Origin of the sequence: Neobacillus sp. YIM B06451, assembly GCF_032667185.1 — a bacterium.
Taxonomy (GTDB): Bacteria; Bacillota; Bacilli; order Bacillales; family Cytobacillaceae; genus Bacillus_D.
The window spans coordinates 1-24548 of sequence record NZ_JAVFKJ010000024.1; the positions used below are offsets into that span (position 1 = coordinate 1).

The following is a 24548-nucleotide window of genomic DNA, read 5'->3' on the forward strand; positions in this document are numbered from 1 at the left end:
TAGTTGGGGCCTTGCCCCTGTGAGAGTAGGACGCTGCCGGGCTATACCTTATATTTTTTGGTATATAGAAACACAATACTTTTTTATCGTCGCGGGGTGGAGCAGTCCGGTAGCTCGTCGGGCTCATAACCCGAAGGTCGCAGGTTCAAATCCTGCCCCCGCAATATGGTCCGGTAGTTCAGTTGGTTAGAATGCCTGCCTGTCACGCAGGAGGTCGCGGGTTCGAGTCCCGTCCGGACCGCCATTTTAGTTTCATAGTTTTTTATGAAAAAAACGAAACCAGGTTTCGTCTTTTTTTATATGTAAAAGTATAAAATTTGTGTAGACCACGGTCATTGGCTGTGGTCATTTCTTTTTTTTGGAGAGAATAACCCAAGTAAGCATTTTGGATAATTTTTATTTCATTATCATATCTGTTAGTGACAATTAAATGTGAAAACCGGGTTAGGATGTCACTCAATCCCCACTTACGTGACATTGAAAGGGCAAAACTCGGTTAGGATGTCACTCAACCTCTATTTGCGTGACATTGAAGAGGCAAAACCGGGTTAGGATGTCACTCAACCCCCATTTGCGTGACAACGAAGGGGTATAATTCGGTTCGGTTGTCACTAATCCGTGAAGACACTCAGGTTAGCGAAATGAATAATAGGAATTACTATAAACCTTGCCAAGTGCAGGAAAATACCTGAATGAAAGTATCCTATGGATAACTCTCCATTCCAAGGCACTTTTGCCCATTCTCCAAAAATCATGTAAACTACATAATGTAGACAAAATCCTTAGGAGCCTTCCTAAGGGTTTTTCTAAGATATTGGACAGATTCCGGGTTTTACCTGAAACGTCCGATGAAAGCAGAGTATTGGAAACAACTCTGGGATTTCCCAAAAAAATTCTTCGAAAAGAATCCTGTGTTTCCACCAGAATTAACTACGTAGTTGCATATACAGATTTACAAAACACATTCCTTTAAAAGGTGATCGAATGGAACCACTTGTATTTGAATATAAATCTTCCTCCATGGAGGAGACAGTTAGTTTGGCCAAAAGGCTGGGGGGCATGCTGGAGCCGGGCGATGTTATAACATTGGAAGGCGATCTTGGTGCGGGAAAAACGACATTCACCAAGGGTCTTGCCCAAGGGCTTGGAATAAAGAGGATGGTCAACAGCCCGACGTTTACAATCATTAAGGAATATCATGGCAGGCTGCCATTGTATCATATGGATGTTTACAGGGTTACGAATGAGAGCGAGGACCTCGGTTTTGATGAGTATTTCGAAGGCGAGGGGGTTACAGTTGTAGAATGGGCACACTTAATAAGGGATCAGCTGCCCGAAAACCGGCTGGAGATTCAGCTAAATCATGAACCGAATGGCGGAAGGAGAATCCTTTTTAAGCCAAAGGGTTTCAGATACGAGAGATTATGTGAGGAGTTTTTTTATGAAGATCTTGGCAATTGATACGTCCAATTATCCGCTTGGCGTTGCTGTTGTCGACGGGGATAAAGTCGTCGCGGAATACATCACAAATGTGAAGCGGAACCATTCGGTCAGGATCATGCCTGCCATCGATTCCGCTATGAAGGAAGCTGAATTGAGGCCAGCCGATTTAAATAAAATTGTCGTTGCCGAGGGGCCAGGTTCCTATACAGGGGTGAGGATAGGCGTGACGATCGCCAAAACATTGGCGTGGACACTCGGTATCCCGCTTTCCGGGGTGTCCAGCCTTGAGGTGCTTGCGATGGCTGGGCGGTATTTCAATGGCTATATTGCCCCTGTTTTTGATGCCCGCAGAGGCCAGGTATATACAGGGCTATATAAATTTGAAAACGGCCAATTGGGAGTAGTCGAATCCGACCGCCTTGTTTTGATGAGTGAATGGGCGGACAACCTCGCTGGGTTACGGGAGAAAACCTTGTTTGTCGGTAACGATGTTTCCATGCATTTAGAAGCAATCACTAGTAAAATGGGTGAAAAGGCAGTTATTTCAGCCCCAACCGAAAGAAATCCGCGTCCGTCCGAACTAGCGCTTCTTGGTAAAAGTAAACCTTATGCCGACGTCCATTCGTTTGTCCCTAATTATATTCGACTGGCGGAAGCGGAAGCAAAATGGCTTGAATCAAGGGGCGGATCGCATGAGTAACCACACGGCCGACAGCAATGGATTATTTACGTTCCGGTTTATGCGGGAAGAAGATATCGACCAAATCATGATTGTCGAACAGGAATCATTTACTCTGCCCTGGAGCAGGGAGGCATTTTACAATGAATTGCACCACAATCAATACGCTGTGTATATTGTCCTTGAAGATGAGGGCAAAATCATTGGCTATGGCGGGGCTTGGGTTGTGCTGGATGAGGCGCATATCACCAATATAGCAGTCTTACCTCAATACCGGGGCAGGAAGCTAGGCGAAGCTCTCTTGAAAAAGGTGCTTGATGTGGCAAGGGAGAGTGGCGCGGAGACTGCAACCCTTGAAGTTCGAGTATCCAACACGCCAGCCAGATCATTATACAAGAAAATGGGTTTTCAGGAAGGCGGTATAAGGAAAAAATACTATACCGACAACCAGGAAGACGGAATCGTTATGTGGGTGAAATTATGAGTAAAGATCAATTGATCTTGGGAATTGAGACAAGCTGTGACGAGACAGCGATAGCAATCGTAAGGAATGGCCGGGAAATCGCCGCGAATGTTGTAGCTTCTCAAATTGAGAGCCATAAGCGTTTCGGTGGGGTCGTGCCTGAAATTGCTTCTCGCCACCATGTAGAAGAAATAACAATCGTCCTTGAAGAGGCTCTTAAACAGGCAGAAGTGAAGATGGAAGACATCAATGCCATCGCTGTTACAGAAGGCCCTGGACTTGTCGGCGCTCTGCTGATTGGTGTAAATGCGGCCAAGGCACTCGCTTTTGCCCACCAAAAGCCGCTTGTTCCTGTCCATCATATTGCGGGCCACATTTACGCGAACAGGCTGTTGACGGAAATGACATTCCCGCTTTTGGCCCTGGTTGTATCCGGCGGGCATACCGAGCTTGTTTATATGAAAGACCATGGGCATTTTGAAGTAATCGGAGAGACGAGGGATGACGCAGCAGGCGAGGCTTACGACAAAGTGGCCAGAGTCCTGAATATGCCTTATCCTGGAGGGCCTCATATTGACCGGCTGGCCCATGAAGGCACAGCTGTCATTCCGTTGCCGCGTGCATGGCTTGAAGAAGGTTCGTATGATTTTAGCTTCAGCGGTTTAAAATCGGCCGTTATCAATACTGTTCATAATGCAGAACAGCGTGGAGAGTCAATCGCACCTGAAGACCTGGCAGCCAGCTTCCAGGAAAGTGTCATTGAGGTTCTTGTTGAAAAAACAATCCGGGCTGCGAAGGAATATGGTGTTGGGCAGGTACTGCTTGCCGGAGGCGTGGCGGCCAATAAGGGGCTGAGGAAGGCTCTTGAGGATGCGTTTGGCAAAAGTGAAGGGATAGAGCTTGTCATTCCACCATTGTCGCTTTGCACGGACAATGCAGCCATGATTGCGGCCGCGGGGAGCGTTATGTTTGAAAAAGGCATTCGGGGAAGCCTGGCTTTAAATGCAAACCCGGGCCTTGATATTGAAAAATACAATTGACGGTGTTGGGCAGCGAGAATATTTCGCAGCCCTTTTTGTTGTGGATAAAAAATTTTCTCCCACTCACCGGTTTGTGGATAAGCACGGGTGTTCCTGTTGATAATGTGGATAAAAATGACGGCTTCTGTGGATAAAGTGGATAAGTCCGTTGATAACTGATATAACAGCAATTTTATTGTGTATAAAAATGTGGAAAAGCGCAGGGAAGCCCTGCGCTTTATTCAGCAAGTTCCGCCCATTGTTCCATTAACTGGTCTAGTTCCTGGCGGGCTTTATCATTTTCAGTGTTAATAACAAGTACCCTTTCGTGGTCCTGATAAACCTCTGGATTACAAAGAAGCGATTCATTTTCTTCAATAAGCGCTTCGAGTTCTTCAATTCTGGCTTCAATCTCTTCCAGCTTCCGTTTTCGCTGCCGCTCAAGTTTCTTGGATTCCTTATCCTGCTGGAACGTATTTTTGGCGGCGGGAGTTTCAGCAACCGATGCAGATGCCTTTTCCATCGCTAAAAGCTCAGCCATTTCCTGTTTCTTTTCGAGAAAATAATCATAATCGCCCAGATATTCCACACAGCCATCCGTATTCAGTTCCAGAACCTTTGTTGCGATCCTGTTGATAAAATAACGGTCATGTGAGACGAACAAGATGGTACCGGGGTAATCGATAAGCGCATTTTCGAGAACCTCCTTACTATCAAGGTCAAGGTGGTTGGTCGGTTCGTCGAGGATAAGGAAATTCGCCTTTTGCAGCATCAGCTTGGCCAGGGCGAGGCGCGCCTTTTCACCGCCGCTTAAAGTGGAAACGGGCTTGAGGACATCGTCTCCGGAAAAAAGGAAGTTTCCGAGAACTGTTCGGATTTCTTTTTCGGTTTTCAGAGGGTAATCGTCCCAAAGTTCATTCAAAACCCTCTTATTCGAACGTAGGTTGGCTTGTTCCTGGTCGTAATAGCCTATCATGACGTTTGTCCCGTAATGGATTGAGCCCGCATGTGCCGGAAGGCTTTTTATAATCGTTTTGAGCAAGGTTGATTTCCCAATTCCGTTAGGTCCGACAAGCGCGATGCTGTCTCCCTTGGTGATGGAAAAGGAAAGGTCCTCGGCGACTGGATCCTCATATCCGATGGCAAGCGCATCAACGCGCAAAACGTCATTGCCGCTTTGCCGCTCGATTTCAAAAGAAAAGGTTGCGGATTTTTCATCTCCCGAGGGCCGGTCCATCAGCTCCATCTTCTCAAGCTTTTTCCTCCTGCTTTGGGCGCGTTTTGTCGTTGAGGCCCTGGCAAGATTCCGCTGGATGAAGTCCTGGAGTTTAGCCACCTCATCCTGCTGCTTTTCGAACTGCTTCATATCACGTTCATAGTTTTCAGCCTTTTGAACAAGGTAGGAACTGTAGTTGCCAACAAACCGGTGGATTTGCCTGCGGGACAGTTCGTATACCTGATTGACGACCTTATCGAGGAAGTATCGGTCATGGGAAACAATGAGAATTGCGCCATGATAATTTTGCAAGTACAATTCAAGCCATGAAAGTGTTTCAATATCAAGGTGGTTCGTAGGCTCGTCCAATATAAGGATGTCGGGTTTCCCTAGCAGCAGTTTCCCGAGCGCCAGGCGTGTTTTCTGGCCGCCGCTCAGGCTTGATATACTAGTTGAATAATCAAAGGTTTGGAAGTTGAGTCCATGGAGCACGGACCGGATATCCGCCTCATACTGGTACCCTCCCATCTCCTTGAATCGGACCTGCAGTTCGTCATAGTCCTTTAAAACTCTTTCATATTTACTGGAATCGCCGATAATAGACGGGTCCGCCATTTGTCCTTCCAGTTCCCTTAACGAAGCCTCAAGCTTACGGACTGGCTCGAAAACCTTCAACATTTCATCCCAAATCGACAAGGATGATTCGAGGCCCGTATTTTGCGCGAGATAACCGATGGTAACATCTTTCGGTTTAATGATTTCGCCGCCATCATGTCCGATATGGCCGGCGATTATTTTGAGGAGCGTCGATTTCCCAGCGCCATTCCTGCCGACTAGGGCAACGCGGTCCCTGTTTTGGAGTTCGAGCTTTATGTTCGATAAAATTAATTCAGCGCCGTAATATTTTTCAAGGTTGTTCACTTGAAGCAAAATCATTCTTTTCACCCCATTACTATTTAGAGTGTAACCCATAAGGGGTTGCTCGGCAATGAGTGAGCCATCCTCGAGGAATGGTTTTCTGCTGAGGGTTAAAGCACATATGCTAGGGGAAAAGGAGTTAAATATGACAATTTTTTTAAAAAAATGGGGCTTAATCTCATTAAAAGCTAAAAAACAATGGAACATATGTGAAACATGGAACAAAGAGCATACACAATTACCTGAAAATAGTGTATTATTTTTATAACTCAATGAACTGAACTATAGGGAAAAGGTTAAAAAAACGGCCAGGTTCCCATTCGGGAAAACGGGGTCGATCCGCCAGGATGTTCCGTTTTTGGGAAAGGAGTTTTTAGGATGGCTGAATTTACGCATTTCAATGAAGAAGGCAGAGCAAAAATGGTTGATGTCAGCGATAAGCCGGAAACAGCCAGGACGGCGATCGCCCGTTCAAGCATAACGGTAAATCGAGACATTTATGAAAGAATAACGAATAATAAGATGAAAAAGGGTGATGTGCTGGCGGTGGCCCAGGTAGCCGCTGTCATGGCAGCAAAGAAAACATGGGAAATAATCCCAATGTGCCACCCCATCCCGCTGACAGGGGTAGACATCGCTTTCAGGTGGGAAGAGGAAGAAGCAGGCCATAAGCTGATGATTTCAGCTTCAGTTAAGACGAAAGGAAATACTGGCGTGGAAATGGAAGCGCTAACTGCAGCTTCCGTCTGTGCATTGACCATATACGATATGTGCAAAGCCGTTGACAAAGGAATGGTAATCGGGCCAACCTATCTTGTTGAAAAGACAGGCGGCAAGCATGGCGATTTTAAACGAGAACAAGAGGTCCAGTAAACAAGATTTCCCGCGAATGGCCAGGGGCCTGCGAGAAAAATTAAACCGGGGCAGGGGATCAATGGTGAGTGAAACAATGAAAATACCGCAGGCAACCGCCAAAAGGCTGCCGTTATATTACAGGTTTTTAAAGAATTTGCATTCCTCCGGAAAGCAGAGGGTTTCATCAGCGGAACTTAGCGAAGCGGTTAAAGTCGATTCGGCGACAATCCGAAGGGATTTTTCCTATTTTGGAGCCCTTGGCAAAAAGGGCTATGGCTATAACGTAAACTACCTGCTTGGGTTCTTTCGGAAGACGCTTGACCAGGATGAACTTACAAAGGTTGCTCTTATCGGGGTCGGAAACCTCGGGACTGCCTTTTTGAACTACAATTTCCTGAAAAACAATAATACAAAAATAGAAGTAGCCTTTGACGTTGATCCCGATAAAGTGGGGACGAAAATTGGCAACGTCCCAATCCACAGCCTGGATGATCTTGAAGCGTACCTGAACAATGACAATGTTACGGTAGCGATTTTGACCATACCTGCTTCCGTTGCCCAGCCGATTACAGACAGGCTTGTTAAAACAAATGTGAAAGGGATTTTAAACTTCACGCCTGCGAGGCTGAATGTCCCGCGCTCCATCCGGGTCCATCATATCGACCTGGCGGTGGAATTGCAGTCCTTGATTTACTTCCTGAAAAATTACCCGGGAGTGGACTTTTCCGAAGAAGCAGAAGAAGCAAAAAAGTGAGCCTAAAAGGGGCTCACTTTTTTTGGATTCGTTTTAGCTTGTAATGTAGACTTATCATCCTTATGCCCGCCCCGAAATCAAAGGTGGCCAAAATAACGAGGAGATAGGAAAAGAATCCCCAGCCTTCGTCCCTTACGCTCCCAACTGCGAAATACGTAAACAAAATTCCGAGCAAGAGGTACACGATGCCGGAAAACAATGGTGATTGCCTCATAAAAACCCTCCGATAAAGTTTTGCATCTGTTCTGCTTCACGCAGGAATTTCTCAATTTCCTCACGGTAAATACTCTGCATCAAAACAACGAGTGTATTCATTGTGACGTGCGCAATGATCGGAACAATGATCCGGTTTGTCCGGACATAAAGGAAAGCAAATGTGAATCCAATTGCCGAGTAAATCAGGATATGTTCAAATTCCATGTGCGCGGCTGCGAAGATAACGGAACTGATCAATGCGGAAACAAAGAAATTAAACCGCTTGTGAAGGCTGCCAAAAATGATTTTTCGGAACACGATTTCCTCAAGGATGGGGCCGATGACCGAACTGATGAGAATAACCGCGGGAAAATTGTCAATCATCCGCATGATTGAACGGGTGTTATCCGAACCCATTTTAATCCCAAGCATTTGCTCCACTATGGCAGCGGCCCATTGCGCGAAAAGGGCGAGGAAAATTCCGCCGACGGCCCATGAGATGGACTGTGGCAAATTGGCCGCGTTCCTGTTTTGAAGCGAGCTGGCCATTTCTTTTCGTAGGAGAAACAACGTAATGAGGAATGCCGACACAAAGCTGATTATCAGCCAGTAATTTAAGGCATACATCTGCGTTTCCTGGGGACTGTTCCCCGCACCGGCAAGGACGATTGCCAAAAGGGGGACCCCTACCAGGCTCGATAGCTGCATGACGATATATACAATAAGAATCCAACCGTATTCACGTTTCAAAATGGCAAGCTCCTTTATACTTTTTGCATCACTTTTCATTCTACTCACAAAGGCAAACTTATTTCAATCAGGAAACCTTCCTGTATAGCCTTAGCCAAAGCGGACATACTCATAAGGTTGATTTTTTTTAAAAAAAATGATGGTTCGTGCTTGCAAAAAAAACCGGTTTTCATTATTATAATAATTGTGTTAGCACTCACCTGAACAGAGTGCTAATAAGCGACTACATAAAACCCTTTGAGGAGGTTGTTTGAATTGTTAAGACCACTTGGCGATCGCATTATCATTGAGCTTGTCGAGTCTGAAGAAAAGACTGCAAGCGGCATTGTTTTGCCTGACACTGCAAAGGAAAAGCCGCAGGAGGGCAAAGTTGTAGCAGTAGGTTCCGGCCGTGTTCTCGATAGCGGCGAGCGTGTAGCTCCGGAAGTATCTGTCGGCGACCGTATCATCTTCTCAAAATATGCCGGCACAGAAGTGAAGTACCAGGGAACTGAATACCTAATCCTTCGTGAAAGCGATATTCACGCCGTCATCGGCGAATAATTGCCTGAACTCAGGGCACATACCTAATTTTATCTGACTTGAGGAGGTTTTTGAACTATGGCAAAAGACATTAAGTTCAGTGAAGACGCGCGCCGCTCAATGCTTCGCGGTGTAGATGCTCTTGCAAATGCTGTTAAAGTTACGCTTGGGCCAAAAGGGCGCAACGTTGTTCTTGAGAAAAAATTCGGTTCACCGCTTATCACAAATGACGGTGTTACAATCGCGAAAGAAATCGAGCTTGAAGACGCATTCGAAAACATGGGTGCCAAGCTTGTTGCCGAAGTGGCAAGCAAAACAAACGATGTTGCCGGTGACGGTACAACAACTGCGACTGTCCTTGCGCAAGCAATGATCCGTGAAGGCCTTAAAAACGTAACCGCAGGCGCCAACCCAATGGTCCTCCGCAGGGGCATTGAAAAAGCGACAAAGGTTGCCGTTGAAGAATTGAAGGCAATTTCCAAGCCAATCGAAGGAAAAGAATCCATCGCCCAGGTTGCGGCGATTTCCGCTGACAACCCAGAAGTCGGCCAATTGATCGCTGAAGCAATGGAGCGCGTTGGCAACGATGGTGTTATTACGATTGAAGAATCAAAAGGTTTCGCTACCGAACTTGATGTAGTAGAAGGTATGCAATTCGACCGCGGATATGCATCTCCATACATGGTTACAGATTCCGATAAGATGGAAGCTGTACTTGATAATCCGTATATCCTGATTACTGACAAGAAAATTTCCAGCATTCAGGAAATCCTTCCTGTCCTTGAGCAGGTTGTCCAGCAAGGCAAACCGCTATTGCTGATTGCTGAAGATGTTGAAGGTGAAGCACTTGCTACATTGGTAGTTAATAAGCTTCGTGGTACATTCAACGCTGTTGCTGTTAAGGCTCCTGGCTTCGGTGACCGCCGCAAAGCTATGCTTGAAGACATCGCTGCCCTTACTGGCGCCGAAGTTATCACAGAAGAGCTTGGCCGTGACCTTAAATCCGCAACAATCCAATCTCTTGGCCGTGCTTCCAAGGTTGTTGTTTCCAAAGAGAACACAACAATTGTTGAAGGCGCTGGAGACTCAGCTGCAATCGCTGGGCGAGTAAACCAAATCCGCGTTCAGCTTGAAGAAACAACTTCCGAGTTCGACCGTGAAAAGCTGCAGGAGCGCCTTGCGAAATTGGCTGGCGGCGTAGCTGTCATCAAGGTCGGCGCTGCAACTGAAACAGAATTGAAAGAGCGCAAGCTTCGTATCGAAGACGCCCTGAACTCAACACGTGCTGCTGTTGAAGAAGGAATCGTTTCCGGCGGTGGCGTCGCCCTCTTGAACGTTTACAACAAAGTGGCTGAAATCCAGGTTGAAGGCGACGAGCAAACAGGTGTGAACATCGTACTTCGCGCTATGGAAGAGCCTGTTCGCACAATTGCGCAAAACGCAGGCCTCGAAGGCTCTGTCATCGTTGACCGCCTGAAGCGTGAAGAAATCGGCACTGGTTTCAACGCTGCTACTGGCGAATGGGTGAACATGATTGATGCTGGTATCGTTGACCCAACAAAGGTTACACGTTCCGCGCTTCAAAACGCTGCATCCGTTGCGGCTATGTTCCTGACAACTGAAGCAGTTGTTGCCGACAAGCCTGAGGAAAACAAAGGTGGCGGCATGCCTGACATGGGCATGGGCGGAATGGGCGGCATGATGTAATTAGGGTTTTGGAACCTTGTTATATCAACGTCTAAAATGATAATATGCTTTTCTTGTCCTCGGATTTGTCCTCGTTTTATAAAAAACATGGAAACCTACGACAAAAAGCTAACTATAGGAGAAGGTCTTTCATCAGTTTGCTAAACTGTTGGGAGGCCTTTTCTTCCATATTATAAGAAGGTTCGTTAATAATATTGTTTCGAAATCTAGAATTCATGAAAAGGGCGCAATCCTTGAATAAGGATCAGCGCTCTTTTTCCATTTAAGGGCCAGATTATAGAGTAACCTTTGTGGGAAGTTTTTAACTCAATTAATACTTAGTAATGAACATCTTATTTTTAATTTCATGACCCCATTGATGCCACTGGGAGATGCCACAACTGTTAAACTTTTTGTCGATTAGGGACAAGACTTGCTCACCTCTATCCCGCCGGCCACCCTCAACTCGTCTCCCTCAATGCCGTCGAAAACGTTTTCCCTTATACAAAGATTCTTCCCGGCATCAATCCTGATGCCATTGGCCGCCTGTCGAATGACGTTGCCCTTGATCCTGATGCCTGACGGGATTCCTTTGCCCCGTCCGTCAGCACCGCGGTCCTTGATGAGGCGGATGGCCGAGAACTTGTCAGTCCCTCCAGTGATGTAGTTACCGTGTATCTTTGTGCCTGGCGCATTTCGGACCTCGATACCGACCCGCGAATCATCTCCAGCGGTGATCCTGTTGTCCTCTATAAGGGTATCAGGAGTTCCCAGAATGACGAGGATTCCCTGACGGTTTCCAATCAATTCGTTGGAGTGCACCCAGTTTCCAGGACCTGAGGCATCATGCTTGTTCTTAGCCCCGCCGGAATTCCCGAGCGCGATGCCCGCCTTCTGCCCGCCAACGACCGTATTATCTCGGACCTCGTTCAGGTATTCACCCTCGCCATGCAGGTCGATGGCATCGAGGATGCTGCCGGTGATGGTGTTCTCCGCCACGAGATTGTTGTGCGTAGGGAACTGCAGCAGAATGGCATGCCGCAAATGCCTGCCATCGAAGGTATTGCCGATGACGATGTTATGCCTGGAATCGTTGGCGGCATTTGGGTCGTGCTGATCGGCTGAGCCCTCGATAGCGATTCCATATCCCTGTCCCCCGGGGCCAACGGCAGTTGCTTCGCTTACAGAGTTTCCCCTAAGGGTCACTTCACGGCTGGCCTTGACGGAGATTCCGTGTCGCTTGAACCTGCGAATGCCCAGGTTCTCCACAAGGATCCGGGAGCTGGCCTTCCCTTCGTTGGCTCCCAGGTAGATCCCAAACATAGGACCTCCACCTGCATCGCCGTTCTCGGGGTCATCGCCGAGTGGTCCCTTATAACGGGAGGTAATGGTGAAATCAGCGATGATGACGTCGTGGACACCGGAGCCGCGGATCACCCGGCTGTCATCCTCACCGTCGAAGGAGGTCAGCAGCACGGTTCTCTCCCGCCCCTCTCCCCGCAGGTCCACGCCGCTGCGTAGCACGATGTTCGCCGACTCGTCGGCCGGATCGGTGGTGCGCAGGTCATACATCCCGGCCGGCAACAAGACCTCGTCACCCGGTTCGGCCGCGTCCAGGGCCTTTCTAATGGCTGCTGCGTCATCTTTTGAGTCCGGATCCGGATCTGCCCCGAAGTGCGTGACATCCAGAGTCCTGCCTGTGGTTCGACCAGGCGTCGGCACCTTGATTGGCTTGCCAGACCGGTCCACCAAGCCAGGGACCTGCCAGTCGCCGCGCTCGGACTGGGCTGGTTTCCCAGTTTCATTGCTCTCGACTTGCTTGTCAGGTTCCTCCACGATGCATGAGGTCAAGAGGACCACCAGGCCAAGAGCCACCCCCCACGAATTCGCCAAACCTCTCCGGCTGTTCCGAACTGATTTCTTCATCAAACATCTCACATCCTTACTGGAAATTTTTCAGCCCTCTCGTCGCCCATGGAGACAAGGAGAAAAGCGGTGAGCCTCCTCGCTCACCGCCTTTGGGATGTTTCGTCGACCTCTGTAGGACGACCGCATCATCCCATGACCAGAGGCCTATCACTTAGATTTCCCCTTGCCCTTATTGTTGCCATTTCCGTTACTTGTTGAGTTTGAAGTTCAACGGAATGTCCTTTTCAAGCGGAGTGTCAGCCGATGAACCACCGACATGTACGCGGTACTTTCCGTCAACCGTTGCCCACTCGCCATCAGCCCAGTTCGCCAAGTTGTCTGGTTCTTTCGGAATGAAATAGGAGAACGGGTGGTTGGAGTCTGCTTGGTTGATCCTTAGTGTCACACTCTTGCTCTCACCTGGCTTAAGGTCGACCTTCTCAAAGTTGACAAGCCGTTTGGCCGGCTCACCCGTCTCATTCGGAAGGGTTAAGTAGACCTGGGCTGCTTCTTTACCAGCAACCTTACCAGTGTTCGTGATGGTAAAAGTCACGTCAAGACCGGCCAACGAGCCCTTGTTGCCGCGAACCCTCTTCACCTTGAGGGCGTCATACTTGAAGGTCGTGTACGATAGACCGTATCCGAAAGGAAAGACGGGCTTTACATTGTTGGCCTCGTACCAGCGGTAACCCATCTGCAGGCCTTCGGTGTACTGGGCAATCAACTGTTTGGATCCGTTGCCGTACGGGCCTGGGCCACCAATCTTGCCGGTGTCTTGACGAGTTCCCGGGTACTGCTTCTCGGTTGCGAAAGCGGCCTCTCGAGCTTTAGCACCAAACGTCATAGGCAGCTTTCCGGAAGGATTGACCTTCCCGTAGAGCAGATTGGCGACAGCATTGCCATCTTCCATGCCCGGGAACCACGCCTCGAGTACGGCAGGAACCTGATCCAGCCACGGCATGAGCACCGTGCCAGAGGTCTTCAGGATCACAGCAGTGTTCTTCGCGTTTGCCTTCAGGACCGCATCGATCAGCGGCTCCTGCTTCACCTGAATGATAGTCGGGAAGCCAAGAGTATCGCGGTCCGCAGTTTCATGCGGGTTGTCACCGACCATGAGCAGCACGATGTCAGACTGTGAGGCAAGTTTGGCAGCAGCCTGCGGGTCACGGCCATCGTTGTACGTCACTTTGGTGTTGTACCCCAGCTCCTTAATAACGTTTTCCAACCCCTGCCGTGGGGTGACCGTGTAAGGGGTTTTGACGTTCTCATTGTCGGCCCGAATAGAGCGCGGGGACATCTTGGCTATACCGGCGAACCACTCGGCGCCGATCAGCGCGATCGACTTCGGTTTACCATCCAGTGGCAGGAAGCCGTTATCGTTCTTCAACAGCACGGCCCCTTCCTCGGCCATCCTCCTAGCGCTCGCACCATTGGCCTTCGCATCGACGATCTCCGGCATGAACTTGTTGAAAGGCTTATCCATATGGCCGAATTCAATCATCTTGATGTACCGTGGACGAAGCAGATTGTCGATGTCGTTCTCGGTGACCTGACCCGAATCAAGGGCCTTCTTGATTTTCTCCTGGGTGTAGTACTGCGGTGCCCAGTCGAGCTCGACATTCATTCCCGCCTTAATAGCGGAGACCGTGTTATGAATTGCGCGACGGTCACTCATGACATAACCGTTGAAGCCCCAGTTTCTTCGTAAAGCATCTTGAAGCAGTTCAGGGCTGTCACAGGCAAAGGTGCCATTAACATCTGGGAACGAGCACATCACAGAGGCTGGATTCGCATCCTTAACGACCATCTCGAAGGGCAGCATATACAGTTCGTTCATGGCACGTGAGGGAACCTGTACCCCCATCGTCCATCGCTCAGTTTCCTGCTCGTTGCCTGCTAGATGCTTAAGCTGGGCCTGCACCCCCTGGGACTCAATTCCCTTGACCTGCTGGGTCGCTAGTGTACCAGTGAGGTATGGGTCCTCACTGAAGTACTCATAGTTCCGGCCATTGTACGGATGACGCACGAGGTTCATGCCCGGCCCGAGCATCACGTGATGTGCAAAGGCCCGGGTCTCCTTTCCAAGGATCCGACCGGCCTCATTGTTTAGCTTACGGTTGAAAGTCGCAGCCATGGCCAGAGTGGACGGCAGGCCCGTCGCCAATGGGTCATTGTGACACGATCCGCCCTTCACACCCGTACCACCGTTGGTCATGCGGATTGTGGGGATACCAAGTTCATCGATTCCACGGATTTGCCGGCCGGTGTCCTGCCACTCACATCCGGGCAAAGTGCCCTGGGGTTCGAATACTCCGTTCATATACTTGCTGGTACCTCGCCTGTTGATGACGATCGTCTCACCGGTGTTGTTCTCATTGAAGCGCGAGATGACGATTTGCTGCATCTTCTGTTCGATCGTCATCGCATCGAGAAGCAGCTCGGTGCGCTTCTCAGCAGAGAGCTTGGTGTTCATCCAGGGCTTGTTCCCTTGTGTTCCACCTTTCTCCGCAAAAGTAGGAATTACGACCGTAGACATGAAGAGTATTGCTGTCAAAAAAATTGTAATCGTTCGTTTTATCATCTTACTATCTCCCTTACTGTTGTATGTAGTGCGTTAGTTTTGAAATTTTTCCCTTTCTATCTATAATGTCTTTTAGTTTTGAAATAATTCGTTAAACATCTCCATTTCTAAAATTAAAAAATGAAATGGAAAACAAAATCCATTCATTTCGTTTTCTAACGTATTTTCGGAAAACAAAAAACACCCATAAACATTGATATATCAGCGTTTATGGGTGAAAAGTGATCATTGAATTTATATTTCTTTCCAAATAAAAAAGTAGGAACTTCCTTCACAGAATTCCCCTGTTTTTCCTTAATATTTCTTCCCTTTTGTATAGGAAAATCACATGTATATTGACGAATACATTATGGCAATATAAAAAAGTGTAAAACAAAGGAGGGTTTTTATGAAACGAATAGCTTTAGTTTCAGTTGCATTAACAGCTTTGGTCCTTTCAGCCTGTGGTGTTAATAATGGTGGCTCGAATGATAACAATGGACGTACTAATATAAATAATGTTAACAATGATACACAAGGGATGAAGGTTGCAGACCAAATTGAGGATAAAATTGTTTCAATGAATGAAGTTGACCAGTCGAATGTTACTATAAAAAATAATAATGCTTATGTAACTGCACAGCTCAAAAATAACAATAAGAATCTTTCCAAGGACGTTGCACAGAAAATAGCGGATTTAGCAAAATCAATTGACCCTGATATTGAAAATGTATATATCTCAGTTAACCCCGATGCCTCAGTTAACCCCAATGATCGAATGAATGATTTATCGAATGACAGCCAGTGGACATCTAATTGAAGGGTCATTTGAAGAATTTGGAAATGATACACATCGCGTATTACCGACACACCTAAAAGTGTACTGCACCCCAAATCTTAGAGTTAAATCTGCTCTTTTGGGGTGTTTTTAGTGACTAAATAAAGTAATGAAAGAGTGTTTTGCTAACATTTTGTTAACAAAGAGGATTATAATAGAGGCTTCTCATAAGTTGAGCCAACTTATGGGAAGCTTCTTTTTTTTTCATTTTTTACACGGAGGAAAACACATGCAATTCGTTAATAATCTACTTTTGAATATGGAACTGGATCCTAAATTAGTAAAACCTCTTGCGATTATAATCAAGATTCTGATAATCGGGGTTATCTGTATCGCGGCCAATTTTTTTTCAAAGAAAATTGTGATCACAATCATTACTCGTATCGTTACAAACTCCAAGGTCAAGTGGGGTAAGATCATTTTGGAGAGACAGGTTTTTCGAAAGTTATCCCACATTGTTCCTGCAATCATCATTTATTCGTTTGCTTCAACCTTTCCGACCTATGAGCCAACGATCGAAAAATTGGCGATTACCTATATCATTATTGTAGGGTTAGCGGTCATTCAAAGCTTAATTAATGCACTTAATGATATTTATCAAACCTTTGAAATATCCAAGGTTAAGCCGATTAAGGGATATCTTCAGGTGGTTAATATTATTATCATGACTATAGGGATCATATCAGTGATCGCGAACCTAATTGGGAAGAGTCCTCTTATTCTATTAAGTGGTATTGGTGCTCTCTCGGCAGTGCTGATGTTAGTATTTAAAGATTCGTTATTAGGGCTGGTGGCAGGAATTCAGTTAACGGCCAATGATATGGTTCGGGTTGGTGACTGGATTGAAATGCCGAAGTATGGAGCAGACGGTGATGTTATTGATATTTCCTTAAATACCGTGCAGGTTCAAAACTTTGATAAAACGATTACGATGATACCAAGCTATGCCCTTATTTCCGATTCATTTATCAACTGGAGAGGGATGCAAAGTTCGGGCGGCCGACGTATCAAGCGCTCCTTGTATATTGATACTAGTAGTATTACGTTTTGCAACGAACAAATGATCAAGAAGTTTATGAAGGTTCATTACCTATCAAACTATATTGTCCAAAAGGAAAGGGAAATTACGGAGTACAATGTCAAGAATCAAATTGACCGGAACAATCCTGTGAATGGGAGGGCCCTGACCAATATCGGTGTTTTTAGGGCATATATCAGCAATTATCTGAAGAACCACCCTGGAATCAATCAGAATATGACGTTAATGGTTAGACAGCTCGCACCTAGTGAATACGGACTGCCTCTCGAAATTTATGCTTTTACGAATTCCGTACAGTGGGCAGTATATGAAACTGTACAAGCTGATATCTTTGACCATTTATTTGCGGTTGCACCAGAGTTTGGCCTTAGAGTATTCCAGAATCCATCTGGGGCTGATGTAAGAAATATGGCAGAGGAATTTAGCAATAAAGCCTTAAATGGTAAAAGAAGCTATTGAAATATAATTATATGGAAACAACTCCTACTGTATAAAAAATACAATTCCATATTGACAGTTGGAATGTCTGATGATACTATGAGTGAGTAAAAATTAAATATTATTCTCGTATAATATTGGGGATATGGCCCGAAAGTTTCTACCAAGCTGCCGTAAATAGCTTGACTACGAGGTTGTGTATAGAATAACGGAGATAAATCTGTCTGTTTTTATTTCCTTTATCTACCTTCCTGATGTCAAGCACCGGTATTTCACTCGGTGCTTTTTTTAATTTTTACACAAACAATCATTCACCAAGAAAAACAGGGAGGGTCATTTTAATGACAAAAGGCACAAAGAAACTAGCAGTGGTATTATTCATTGCTTTACTAACTGTTGTAATGGCAGCGTGCGGAAATAACGCAGCCGACAAAAAGGAAGCTAAGGCTGGAACAGATAAAGACGGGTTGAAAATTGCCATTGTAACAAGCCCTTCAGGCGTTGATGATGGCAGCTTTAATGAAGATAACTATAACGGTATTTTGAGTTTTATTGACAAGCATCCAGATGCAACAGTGAAGGCGATTAAAGAAGAAACAGGTGATCCTGCCGCTGCTGTACAGGCTGTTGCTGATATTGTGGCAGATTATGATGTAATTGTAACGCCTGGGTTCCAATTTGCTGGGGTTTCTAGCCTAGCTGTAGAAAACCCGGATAAAATCTTTATTTTAAATGACACTCAGCCAGCTCCTGTAGATGGGCAAACCGAATTTGATAATATCTATGCGATGAATTTCGCTGAACAAGAAAGTGGTTTCTTTGCGGGATTGGCTGCAGCACTTGAAACAAAGACAAACAAAGTGGCGGTTGTAAATGGTGTCGCTTATCCTTCAAATGTAAACTATCAATTTGGCTTTGAATCGGGTGTACACTACGCTAATAAGGTTTATGGAAAAAATGTTGAACTTGTTGAATTATCCGGTTATGCAGGGACTGATGTAGAAGGTAAGGATGTTGGCGGTAACTATGCAGGATCTTTTGCCGATGAAGCAACTGGAAAAGTGATTGGAAATGCGCTAATCAAACAAGGGGTAGATATCATCTTTGTAGCCGCTGGTGGTACTGGCAATGGTGTTTTCACAGCAGTTAAGGAAGCCAAAGGTGACGTGAAAGTAATTGGTGTCGATGTTGACCAATTTGATGACGGTAAAAATGGCTCTGAAAATATCATTTTAACATCTGCGGTAAAATTCATGGCTATGAATATTGAAAAGACATTAAATTCTGTTGTTGATGGAAGCTTTAAAGGTGGAAATGTTGTTCTTCATGCAGATACAGATTCAACTGGGTTTATTAGTGAAGAAGGCCGCCACCAATTATCAGAGGATACACTTGCTAAACTGAATGAAGCTTACAAGTTAGTACAAGACGGTACAATCGTACCTGCATCTAATTTTAATGGCCATACTCCAGAAAAGTTTCCAGGGTTATAACGTTCAATAGAAACACATTCTGAAATAGTAGAAGTTTATCATTTCCTGGTGAAAGAACAGCCAGGGAATGATGAACTTCTTATTTTTCCTAAAAAAGGAGACGAAAGATGTCTGATTATATTGTAGAAATGAAACATATAACCAAACGTTTTCCGGGAATAGTGGCAAATGATAATGTATCGATTGGCATTAAAAAAGGGGAAATATTTGCCCTGCTTGGAGAAAATGGCGCAGGTAAATCAACTCTAATGAGTATTCTAAGTGGCATGTACGAACCGGATGAAGGAGAAATTTATATCCGCGGTGAGAAGGTACACATTAGTTCACCCAATCATGCCGCAAAACTTAATATAGGAATGGTCCATCAGCATTTTAAATTAGTCTCTGATTATACGGTTACAGAAAATATTATTTTAGGAGTCGAGCCGACCAATAAATTTGCGGGTCTTTTTCCATACGTGGATATTCGCAATACGAATCGAAAAATTGAACAACTGTCTAAAAACTTTGGTTTAGAAGTCGATCCCACGAAAAAAATAGCTGATCTTACTGTTTCCATGCAGCAGCGTGTAGAAATTTTAAAAGTGCTGTATCGTGAGGCTGAAATCCTTATTTTTGATGAACCAACTGCGGTCTTAACGCCACAAGAAATTGACTTCTTGCTCAATATTATTGAAGGTTTACGAGATGCTGGAAAAACAATCATCTTAATTACACATAAGCTTGAGGAAATAAAGAAAGTTGCCGACCGCTGTGCTGTAATGAACAAAGGTAAATTAGTGGATGTATTGGATGTGAAAGAAACATCTACCAGGCATATGGCCCGGCTCATGGTCGGACGGGAAGTGAATTTTGAATCTGATAAAACTCCTGCTGTATTTAAAGAGGAAGTATTGAAGGTAGAAAATTTAACTGTTAAAAATGAAGATGGATTTGAAGTAGTAAAAGACGTGTCCTTTACCATCCATAGCGGCGAAATATTTGCTATAGCTGGAGTCGCTGATAACGGCCAGGTTGAAATAGCGGATGCCATTGCTGGATTAACTAGTGTTAGTGGCGGAAAAGTATTCCTCCAAGGTAAGGATATTACGAATGAAAGCATTCGAAACAGAACCGAAACCGGAATATCTTATATTCCTGAGGATCGACAAAGCTTTGGGCTCGTATTGGATTTTGATTTATCTACTAACTTGGCATTAAAGCAGTACTATAGAAAGCCCTTTTCTCGTAAGGGGATTTTGGATGAAGATGAAATTGAGCAATTCGGCGGTAAGCTGATTGATAAATATGATATTAGAAGTGGACAAGGTACAAAAACGCAAGTCCGTTCGATGAGTGGCGGAAATCAGCAAAAAGCAATTATAGCACGCGAAATCGAATTGCAATCGCCGCTGATGATTTTTGTTCAGCCAACACGCGGAGTAGATATTGGTGCGATTGAAAATATTCATAAAATGATGATTCAGGAACGAGATCGGGGAAAAGCGATCTTACTTGTGTCATTGGAGTTAGATGAAATTATGAATGTAGCGGATACGATTGGAGTTATATATAATGGCCAACTTCAAAAAATTGCCGGCAGTGGATCAGTAACGGCGAATGAAATTGGTGAATATATGATGGGGGCGAAGCATGAGTAAAGATAGTAATAGAAAAAACTTACGATATAGTCTTATTCGGCCATTAAGTAATGAGAAATGGCAGCCTATCTCGATTCCAGTTGTCTCCATCCTAATAAGTTTTATTGCTGCGGCACTTGTTATCCTTTTAATGGGCAAAAATCCCATGCAGGCTTTTTACAACTTACTCCAAGGATCCGGCATATTACCGAAACCTTCCTACGCTGGCTATAAGGGCATCGCAACTGATTTTTTAAGCTTGCTAAATGCGATGACACCACTAGTCTTTGCTAGCCTTGCAGTTGCGGTTGCTTTAAAAGCGGGTTTATTTAATATTGGGGTTTCCGGGCAAATGCTCGTCTCTGGTTTTTTGGCGACAATTCTAGTTGGTTACAGTGGTTTGGATGCAATAATTGCAAAGCCGCTTGTTTTGCTAATCGGATTTATCGCCGGTGGACTAATGGGAGGATTAGTAGGGTGGCTAAAATATAGATTCAACATTCATGAAGTCGTATCGACGATTATGTTAAATTATATTGCCCAATATGTCATAAGCTTTTTTATTCACATGTATTATATTGATCCTGTTTCAAGGCAATCAAAATATATTGGGGAGGCAGCAAGGTTAACGTTAGTAAATGTCGAGCTGGCCAACTTGAAAATGGATATTCCATTAGGATTTATTTTAGCAATCATTACAGCTATTTTATTAAAATTTGTCATGGACAAAACAGTAGTTGGGTTTGAAATTAAAGCGGTAGGATCCAACCGTAATGCAGCAAAATATGCAGGCATGAATGTTGGAAGAAATACAGTCCTAGCGATGGGTATGTCGGGAGGTTTGGCTGGCCTTGCGGGTGTGACGTATTATTTAGGTTATTTTTCTTCCATACAGCCAAAAGTTTTATCAAGTATCGGTTTTGATTCCATCGCGGTATCACTATTAGGAAACTCCCATCCAATTGGTGTTATTTTTTCATCCTTTTTAGTATCCGTTATTGATCAGGGAAGCACATATATGAGTTCACAGTCTGGAATTAGACAAGAAATTGCTTCTGTTATCATCGGATTAATCCTATTGGTAAGTGCTTGTGGCGAATACTTGAAGCAGAAAGTAAGGCGCCTAAAGGAAAAAGAAGTAGAACGAAAGGAGATTGAATCCTAATGAATACAATAATTATTGATGGATTATCCTTTGCTCTGCCTCTTTTTATCATTGCAATAGGCGGAATATATAGTGAAAAGAGCGGTGTTACCAATCTGGCGCTTGAAGGTTTTCAGGGTTTCGGGGCATTCATCGGAGCGCTGTCAGCTGTTTTAATCGCGAATGCATCTGGCACAAATATTGAAGGCCTCGTTTACGTCGCACTTGTGTTTTCGATGATAGGCGGGATGATGTTTTCCGTTATTCATGCTGTACTAAGTATTAAATTTAAGGCAAATCAAGTAATTAGTGGCGTTGTGATTAATATTTTGGCGTTGGCACTAACGACTTTCTTAACGACACAAATAAATGCCCTTGTATTCGGATCTGCTTCAGATAAGTTTCGATTAGGTGTATCCGAGCGGTTTACGATTGAAGGTTTAGCCGATATACCAGTGATTGGCGCTTTCTTTACGAATGTGTATCCGTTCCAAGTGATTATCATCGTAATCGCCTTTTTTGCATGGTATCTTTTATATAAAACAAAATTCGGCATGCGCCTAAGAGCGAGCGGGGAAAATCCTCATGCGGTAGATGCGGCGGGTGTTGATGTAGCGAGAATCAGGTTTTCCGCGGTTCTAATATCCGGTCTATTATCAGGGCTGGGCGGTATGTGTTTCGCTTATTCAATTTCGGCCAATTTTTCATCCAATATTTATATGGGTTATGGATTCTTGGCGATTGCTGCTTTAATTTTCGGCAATTGGAGGATTCTCCCTACATTAGCCGCTTGCCTTTTATTTGGTTTTGCAAAATCCGGGGGATCCTTTATTGCCCAGTCAATGGCATTGCCAAGCAGTTATACCGATTTGTTCATGATTTTACCGTATGTATTAACGTTATTGTTATTAATCTTTTTCTCAAAATCAAATCGCGCTCCGAGAGCATTAGGTGAAATTTATGACAAAGGAAAGAGATAGATAAAACGTAAAAGGCCTGCCTCCATTCATTCAGAGTGGCGGAGGCCTTTTTGTCCTGATAGTATTGAATTGACTTCATTTCTAAGTAAATGTAAACTTTGTGTAATCGGTTACACAAAAATGGAAGTGATAAAATGGCGTCTATTAAAGAAGTTGCGAAACATGCGGGAGTGTCGGTTGCGACTGTGTCCCGGGTGCTGAATGATAAAGGATATGTGAGCGAGGATGCCCGGAAAAGGGTGCAAAAGGCGATTGACGAGCTGGATTACCGGCCGAATGCGGTAGCGCGGAGCCTTTTTAAAAAAACGTCCAAAACAATTGGCCTCCTTGTCCCGGATATTGTGAACCCCTTCTTCCCGGAACTCGCGCGGGCGGTTGAGGATACACTGTCCCGGCTCGGCTACACGGTGATCTTGTGCAATACGGATGAAAGGAAGGAGAAAGAGCAGAGCTACCTTGAAATGATGATGCAAAAATACATTGATGGGATGATTGTCGTATCCAATACGCTTAGCGCCACCCAGGTGAAAAAGTACAATATCCCGCTGGTTAGCATTGACCGGGAAATCAGCAAAGAACTGCCGAGCATTATGGTCGAAAATAAGGAAGGCGCCAACATGGCTGTCAGCTTTTTGAAGAAAAAAGGGCGGAAGCGGGTTGCCCATTTGCGCGGGCCGATGCATATTCCCAATGCAGTTGAACGCTGCGCCGGGTATCTTGAAGAGGTGGGGCATGAGCCGTGGTTTGAGGAGAGCTATATCGCAGAGGGCAATTATGATATGAAAACGTCCATCGAATCGACGCTCCGGCTCCTAATGATGCACCCGGAAATTGATGCAATCTTTGCGGGGAATGACCTGAGCGCGATAGGAGCGATTAAGGCAATCCACAAACTTGGCAAAAAGGTTCCTGAAGATATTGCGGTTGTGGGGTTTGACGGTATTATGCTCTCAGAGTCAACGACACCTGAACTGACAACGGTCGCCCAGCCGATTTATGAGCTTGGTGAGTTGGCGGCGGCCACTCTTGTAAAAATAATCGAACAGCAGCCTGACATGGAGCACTTTTATAAATTGCCTGTCCAGCTGATTGAAAGGCAATCAACATAGAGCGAGTTAAAAAGAAGCCGGTATTCTCTTCCTAATTGGAAAAGAAGCCGGCTTTTATTTTTATATACGGTGAAAGTGAGGTGTGGCAGGTGGATTGGCTCTAGTCAGCTCGAGCCTCAGCTGCAGTGGTGGTGATGGTGTCGGCGGTGATGTTCGCGAATGCCGCGTTCATTGCTTTGGCGGCAGCATTTGGAGAATTCCCGATTCTTAATAGGGTTGCCGTGTTCACGCTTGTTTTCTGTTTCAGCCTCGGCCAAAATCGGAGCAAACTCGTTGCAGAAGAAACGGTGTTCCCTGCGGAAATCTCTACAAGTAAACCTGGACATGTTCTTCCCCCTTTCTTCAATTTCCTATAGAGTATGCGGAAATTGGCCGGGTGGACAAGGCGTTCCCATTAGGACTAACAACCCAAATTTTATAAATGGCTCAACTTTCGCATCTTTACTGCCAGACTAATGATGATATTCCGGTGGAGCGCACAACCCATCGGCATCATTGTAAATTTCCATTATGAAAATCAGTGCCCAATTTTGCAATCTATTTAAGATATAGAGAATCGGAGATATCGTCCTTTGAAATGAATGAATTAATACCCGTAATACAAAATTATTAAACAAAATCCGCTGAATTTTCCAGTTAACAATTATTAGAAAAATAATTACAAAGTTCTAAAAAACTTTACAATTTTTACGTTAAACGGGACTAAAGGAGTGAATTTTGTGAATTTCGCTTGTCCTAATCCAGATAAAAAAACTTTCAGATTTAGGGCTATTTTCCTGTTTTTCCGTAGGGGATGTTTTTTTATATAGTCAAATAATCATAGGCGTTATTTAACGGAAAGGGGATAAAATTGACAGCTTTGTGAACAGATGATACTAAATTAGTAGTGGAAATTAAAAAAACAGTTGAAATTATGTTTG

General features: G+C 45.1%; 23 protein-coding genes, 2 tRNA genes and 1 riboswitch. Of the genes, 18 read left to right on the forward strand and 7 right to left on the reverse strand.

The window, feature by feature from the left end:
• Nucleotides 1-90: 90 nt before the first annotated feature.
• From RB160_RS23185 to tsaD, 6 genes are all read left to right on the forward strand, one after another.
• Nucleotides 91-164: transfer RNA gene (locus RB160_RS23185), tRNA-Met, on the forward strand.
• A 3-nt stretch (nucleotides 165-167) separates the two neighbouring features.
• Nucleotides 168-244: transfer RNA gene (locus RB160_RS23190), tRNA-Asp, on the forward strand.
• 740 nt (nucleotides 245-984) lie between these two features.
• The gene (gene tsaE / locus RB160_RS23195; protein WP_396954771.1) at nucleotides 985-1461 is read left to right on the forward strand and encodes a tRNA (adenosine(37)-N6)-threonylcarbamoyltransferase complex ATPase subunit type 1 TsaE; all 477 of its coding nucleotides are present in this window, start codon (nucleotides 985-987) and stop codon (nucleotides 1459-1461) included.
• Nucleotides 1442-2143, forward strand: a complete 702-nt coding sequence (tsaB, locus tag RB160_RS23200) for a tRNA (adenosine(37)-N6)-threonylcarbamoyltransferase complex dimerization subunit type 1 TsaB (protein ID WP_316572827.1) — start codon at nucleotides 1442-1444, stop codon at nucleotides 2141-2143. The genes tsaE and tsaB overlap by 20 nt, the downstream gene beginning before the upstream one ends.
• On the forward strand, nucleotides 2136-2606 hold the full coding sequence (rimI, locus tag RB160_RS23205) for a ribosomal protein S18-alanine N-acetyltransferase (RefSeq protein WP_316572828.1): 471 nt from the start codon (nucleotides 2136-2138) through the stop codon (nucleotides 2604-2606). The genes tsaB and rimI overlap by 8 nt, the downstream gene beginning before the upstream one ends.
• Nucleotides 2603-3625 carry a tRNA (adenosine(37)-N6)-threonylcarbamoyltransferase complex transferase subunit TsaD gene (tsaD, locus tag RB160_RS23210; protein WP_316572829.1) on the forward strand — a complete coding sequence of 341 codons (1023 nt, stop codon included), beginning with the start codon at nucleotides 2603-2605 and terminating at the stop codon, nucleotides 3623-3625. The genes rimI and tsaD overlap by 4 nt, the downstream gene beginning before the upstream one ends.
• 217 nt (nucleotides 3626-3842) lie before the next feature.
• Here tsaD and RB160_RS23215 read toward each other — a convergent pair whose 3' ends face one another.
• Nucleotides 3843-5756 carry an ABC-F family ATP-binding cassette domain-containing protein gene (locus tag RB160_RS23215; RefSeq protein ID WP_316572830.1) on the reverse strand — a complete coding sequence of 638 codons (1914 nt, stop codon included), beginning with the start codon at nucleotides 5754-5756 and terminating at the stop codon, nucleotides 3843-3845.
• A gap of 52 nt (nucleotides 5757-5808) precedes the next feature.
• Between RB160_RS23215 and RB160_RS23220 the strand changes: the two genes are divergently transcribed.
• The 3 genes from RB160_RS23220 (at nucleotide 5809) to RB160_RS23230 (ending at nucleotide 7347) form a co-directional block, all read left to right on the forward strand.
• A complete protein-coding gene (locus RB160_RS23220; protein ID WP_316572831.1) occupies nucleotides 5809-6006 on the forward strand; it encodes a hypothetical protein in 198 nt (65 codons plus the stop codon).
• Nucleotides 6007-6116: 110 nt separating this feature from the next.
• Nucleotides 6117-6611 carry a cyclic pyranopterin monophosphate synthase MoaC gene (gene moaC / locus RB160_RS23225; RefSeq protein WP_316572832.1) on the forward strand — a complete coding sequence of 165 codons (495 nt, stop codon included), beginning with the start codon at nucleotides 6117-6119 and terminating at the stop codon, nucleotides 6609-6611.
• Nucleotides 6612-6672: 61 nt separating this feature from the next.
• Nucleotides 6673-7347, forward strand: a complete 675-nt coding sequence (locus RB160_RS23230) for a redox-sensing transcriptional repressor Rex (RefSeq protein WP_316572872.1) — start codon at nucleotides 6673-6675, stop codon at nucleotides 7345-7347.
• 13 nt (nucleotides 7348-7360) lie between these two features.
• On the opposite strand, the gene RB160_RS23235 is transcribed toward RB160_RS23230, so the two are convergent.
• Together RB160_RS23235 and RB160_RS23240 are read right to left on the reverse strand one after the other, a co-directional pair.
• Nucleotides 7361-7561, reverse strand: a complete 201-nt coding sequence (locus RB160_RS23235) for a YdiK family protein (RefSeq protein WP_316572833.1) — start codon at nucleotides 7559-7561, stop codon at nucleotides 7361-7363.
• A complete protein-coding gene (locus RB160_RS23240; protein WP_316572834.1) occupies nucleotides 7558-8292 on the reverse strand; it encodes a CPBP family intramembrane glutamic endopeptidase in 735 nt (244 codons plus the stop codon). The genes RB160_RS23235 and RB160_RS23240 overlap by 4 nt, the downstream gene beginning before the upstream one ends.
• Nucleotides 8293-8547: 255 nt before the next feature.
• Here RB160_RS23240 and groES point away from each other — a divergent pair, with 255 nt between their 5' ends.
• Complete coding sequence (gene groES, locus RB160_RS23245) at nucleotides 8548-8835, forward strand: co-chaperone GroES (protein WP_115454113.1); 288 nt, start codon at nucleotides 8548-8550, stop codon at nucleotides 8833-8835.
• Nucleotides 8836-8892: 57 nt separating this feature from the next.
• The gene (gene groL, locus RB160_RS23250; protein WP_316572835.1) at nucleotides 8893-10521 is read left to right on the forward strand and encodes a chaperonin GroEL; all 1629 of its coding nucleotides are present in this window, start codon (nucleotides 8893-8895) and stop codon (nucleotides 10519-10521) included.
• Nucleotides 10522-10920: 399 nt separating this feature from the next.
• Here the strand turns inward: groL and RB160_RS23255 are convergent, their stop codons facing one another.
• From RB160_RS23255 to RB160_RS23265, 3 genes are read right to left on the reverse strand one after another with little or no spacing between them, the layout of a single operon-like run.
• Nucleotides 10921-12426 carry a right-handed parallel beta-helix repeat-containing protein gene (locus RB160_RS23255; protein ID WP_316572873.1) on the reverse strand — a complete coding sequence of 502 codons (1506 nt, stop codon included), beginning with the start codon at nucleotides 12424-12426 and terminating at the stop codon, nucleotides 10921-10923.
• 16 nt (nucleotides 12427-12442) lie between these two features.
• Nucleotides 12443-12580: a hypothetical protein gene (locus tag RB160_RS23260; RefSeq protein ID WP_316572836.1), complete on the reverse strand. Its 138-nt coding sequence runs from the start codon at nucleotides 12578-12580 to the stop codon at nucleotides 12443-12445.
• Between the two features lie 36 nt (nucleotides 12581-12616).
• Nucleotides 12617-14989 (reverse strand): beta-glucosidase, encoded by a 2373-nt coding sequence (locus tag RB160_RS23265; RefSeq protein WP_316572837.1) that lies wholly within the window; start codon nucleotides 14987-14989, stop codon nucleotides 12617-12619.
• 388 nt (nucleotides 14990-15377) lie between these two features.
• Here RB160_RS23265 and RB160_RS23270 point away from each other — a divergent pair, with 388 nt between their 5' ends.
• The 7 genes from RB160_RS23270 (at nucleotide 15378) to RB160_RS23300 (ending at nucleotide 23628) form a co-directional block, all read left to right on the forward strand.
• Entirely contained in the window at nucleotides 15378-15788 is a 411-nt protein-coding gene (locus RB160_RS23270; protein ID WP_316572838.1) for a YhcN/YlaJ family sporulation lipoprotein, read from the forward strand.
• A gap of 247 nt (nucleotides 15789-16035) precedes the next feature.
• Nucleotides 16036-17304, forward strand: coding sequence for a mechanosensitive ion channel family protein (locus RB160_RS23275; protein WP_316572839.1), 1269 nt, complete (start codon nucleotides 16036-16038; stop codon nucleotides 17302-17304).
• An 86-nt stretch (nucleotides 17305-17390) separates the two neighbouring features.
• A riboswitch (purine riboswitch) is annotated at nucleotides 17391-17492 on the forward strand.
• A gap of 132 nt (nucleotides 17493-17624) precedes the next feature.
• Nucleotides 17625-18776 (forward strand): BMP family lipoprotein, encoded by a 1152-nt coding sequence (locus RB160_RS23280; protein WP_316572840.1) that lies wholly within the window; start codon nucleotides 17625-17627, stop codon nucleotides 18774-18776.
• Between the two features lie 107 nt (nucleotides 18777-18883).
• Nucleotides 18884-20416, forward strand: coding sequence for an ABC transporter ATP-binding protein (locus tag RB160_RS23285; RefSeq protein WP_316572841.1), 1533 nt, complete (start codon nucleotides 18884-18886; stop codon nucleotides 20414-20416).
• Nucleotides 20409-21560, forward strand: coding sequence for an ABC transporter permease (locus tag RB160_RS23290; RefSeq protein WP_316572842.1), 1152 nt, complete (start codon nucleotides 20409-20411; stop codon nucleotides 21558-21560). The genes RB160_RS23285 and RB160_RS23290 overlap by 8 nt, the downstream gene beginning before the upstream one ends.
• Nucleotides 21560-22519: an ABC transporter permease gene (locus RB160_RS23295; protein ID WP_316572843.1), complete on the forward strand. Its 960-nt coding sequence runs from the start codon at nucleotides 21560-21562 to the stop codon at nucleotides 22517-22519. The genes RB160_RS23290 and RB160_RS23295 overlap by 1 nt, the downstream gene beginning before the upstream one ends.
• 134 nt (nucleotides 22520-22653) lie before the next feature.
• The gene (locus tag RB160_RS23300) at nucleotides 22654-23628 is read left to right on the forward strand and encodes a LacI family DNA-binding transcriptional regulator (RefSeq protein WP_316572844.1); all 975 of its coding nucleotides are present in this window, start codon (nucleotides 22654-22656) and stop codon (nucleotides 23626-23628) included.
• A 116-nt stretch (nucleotides 23629-23744) separates the two neighbouring features.
• On the opposite strand, the gene RB160_RS23305 is transcribed toward RB160_RS23300, so the two are convergent.
• Nucleotides 23745-23954, reverse strand: a complete 210-nt coding sequence (locus tag RB160_RS23305; RefSeq protein WP_316572845.1) for a hypothetical protein — start codon at nucleotides 23952-23954, stop codon at nucleotides 23745-23747.
• Nucleotides 23955-24548: the final 594 nt, after the last annotated feature.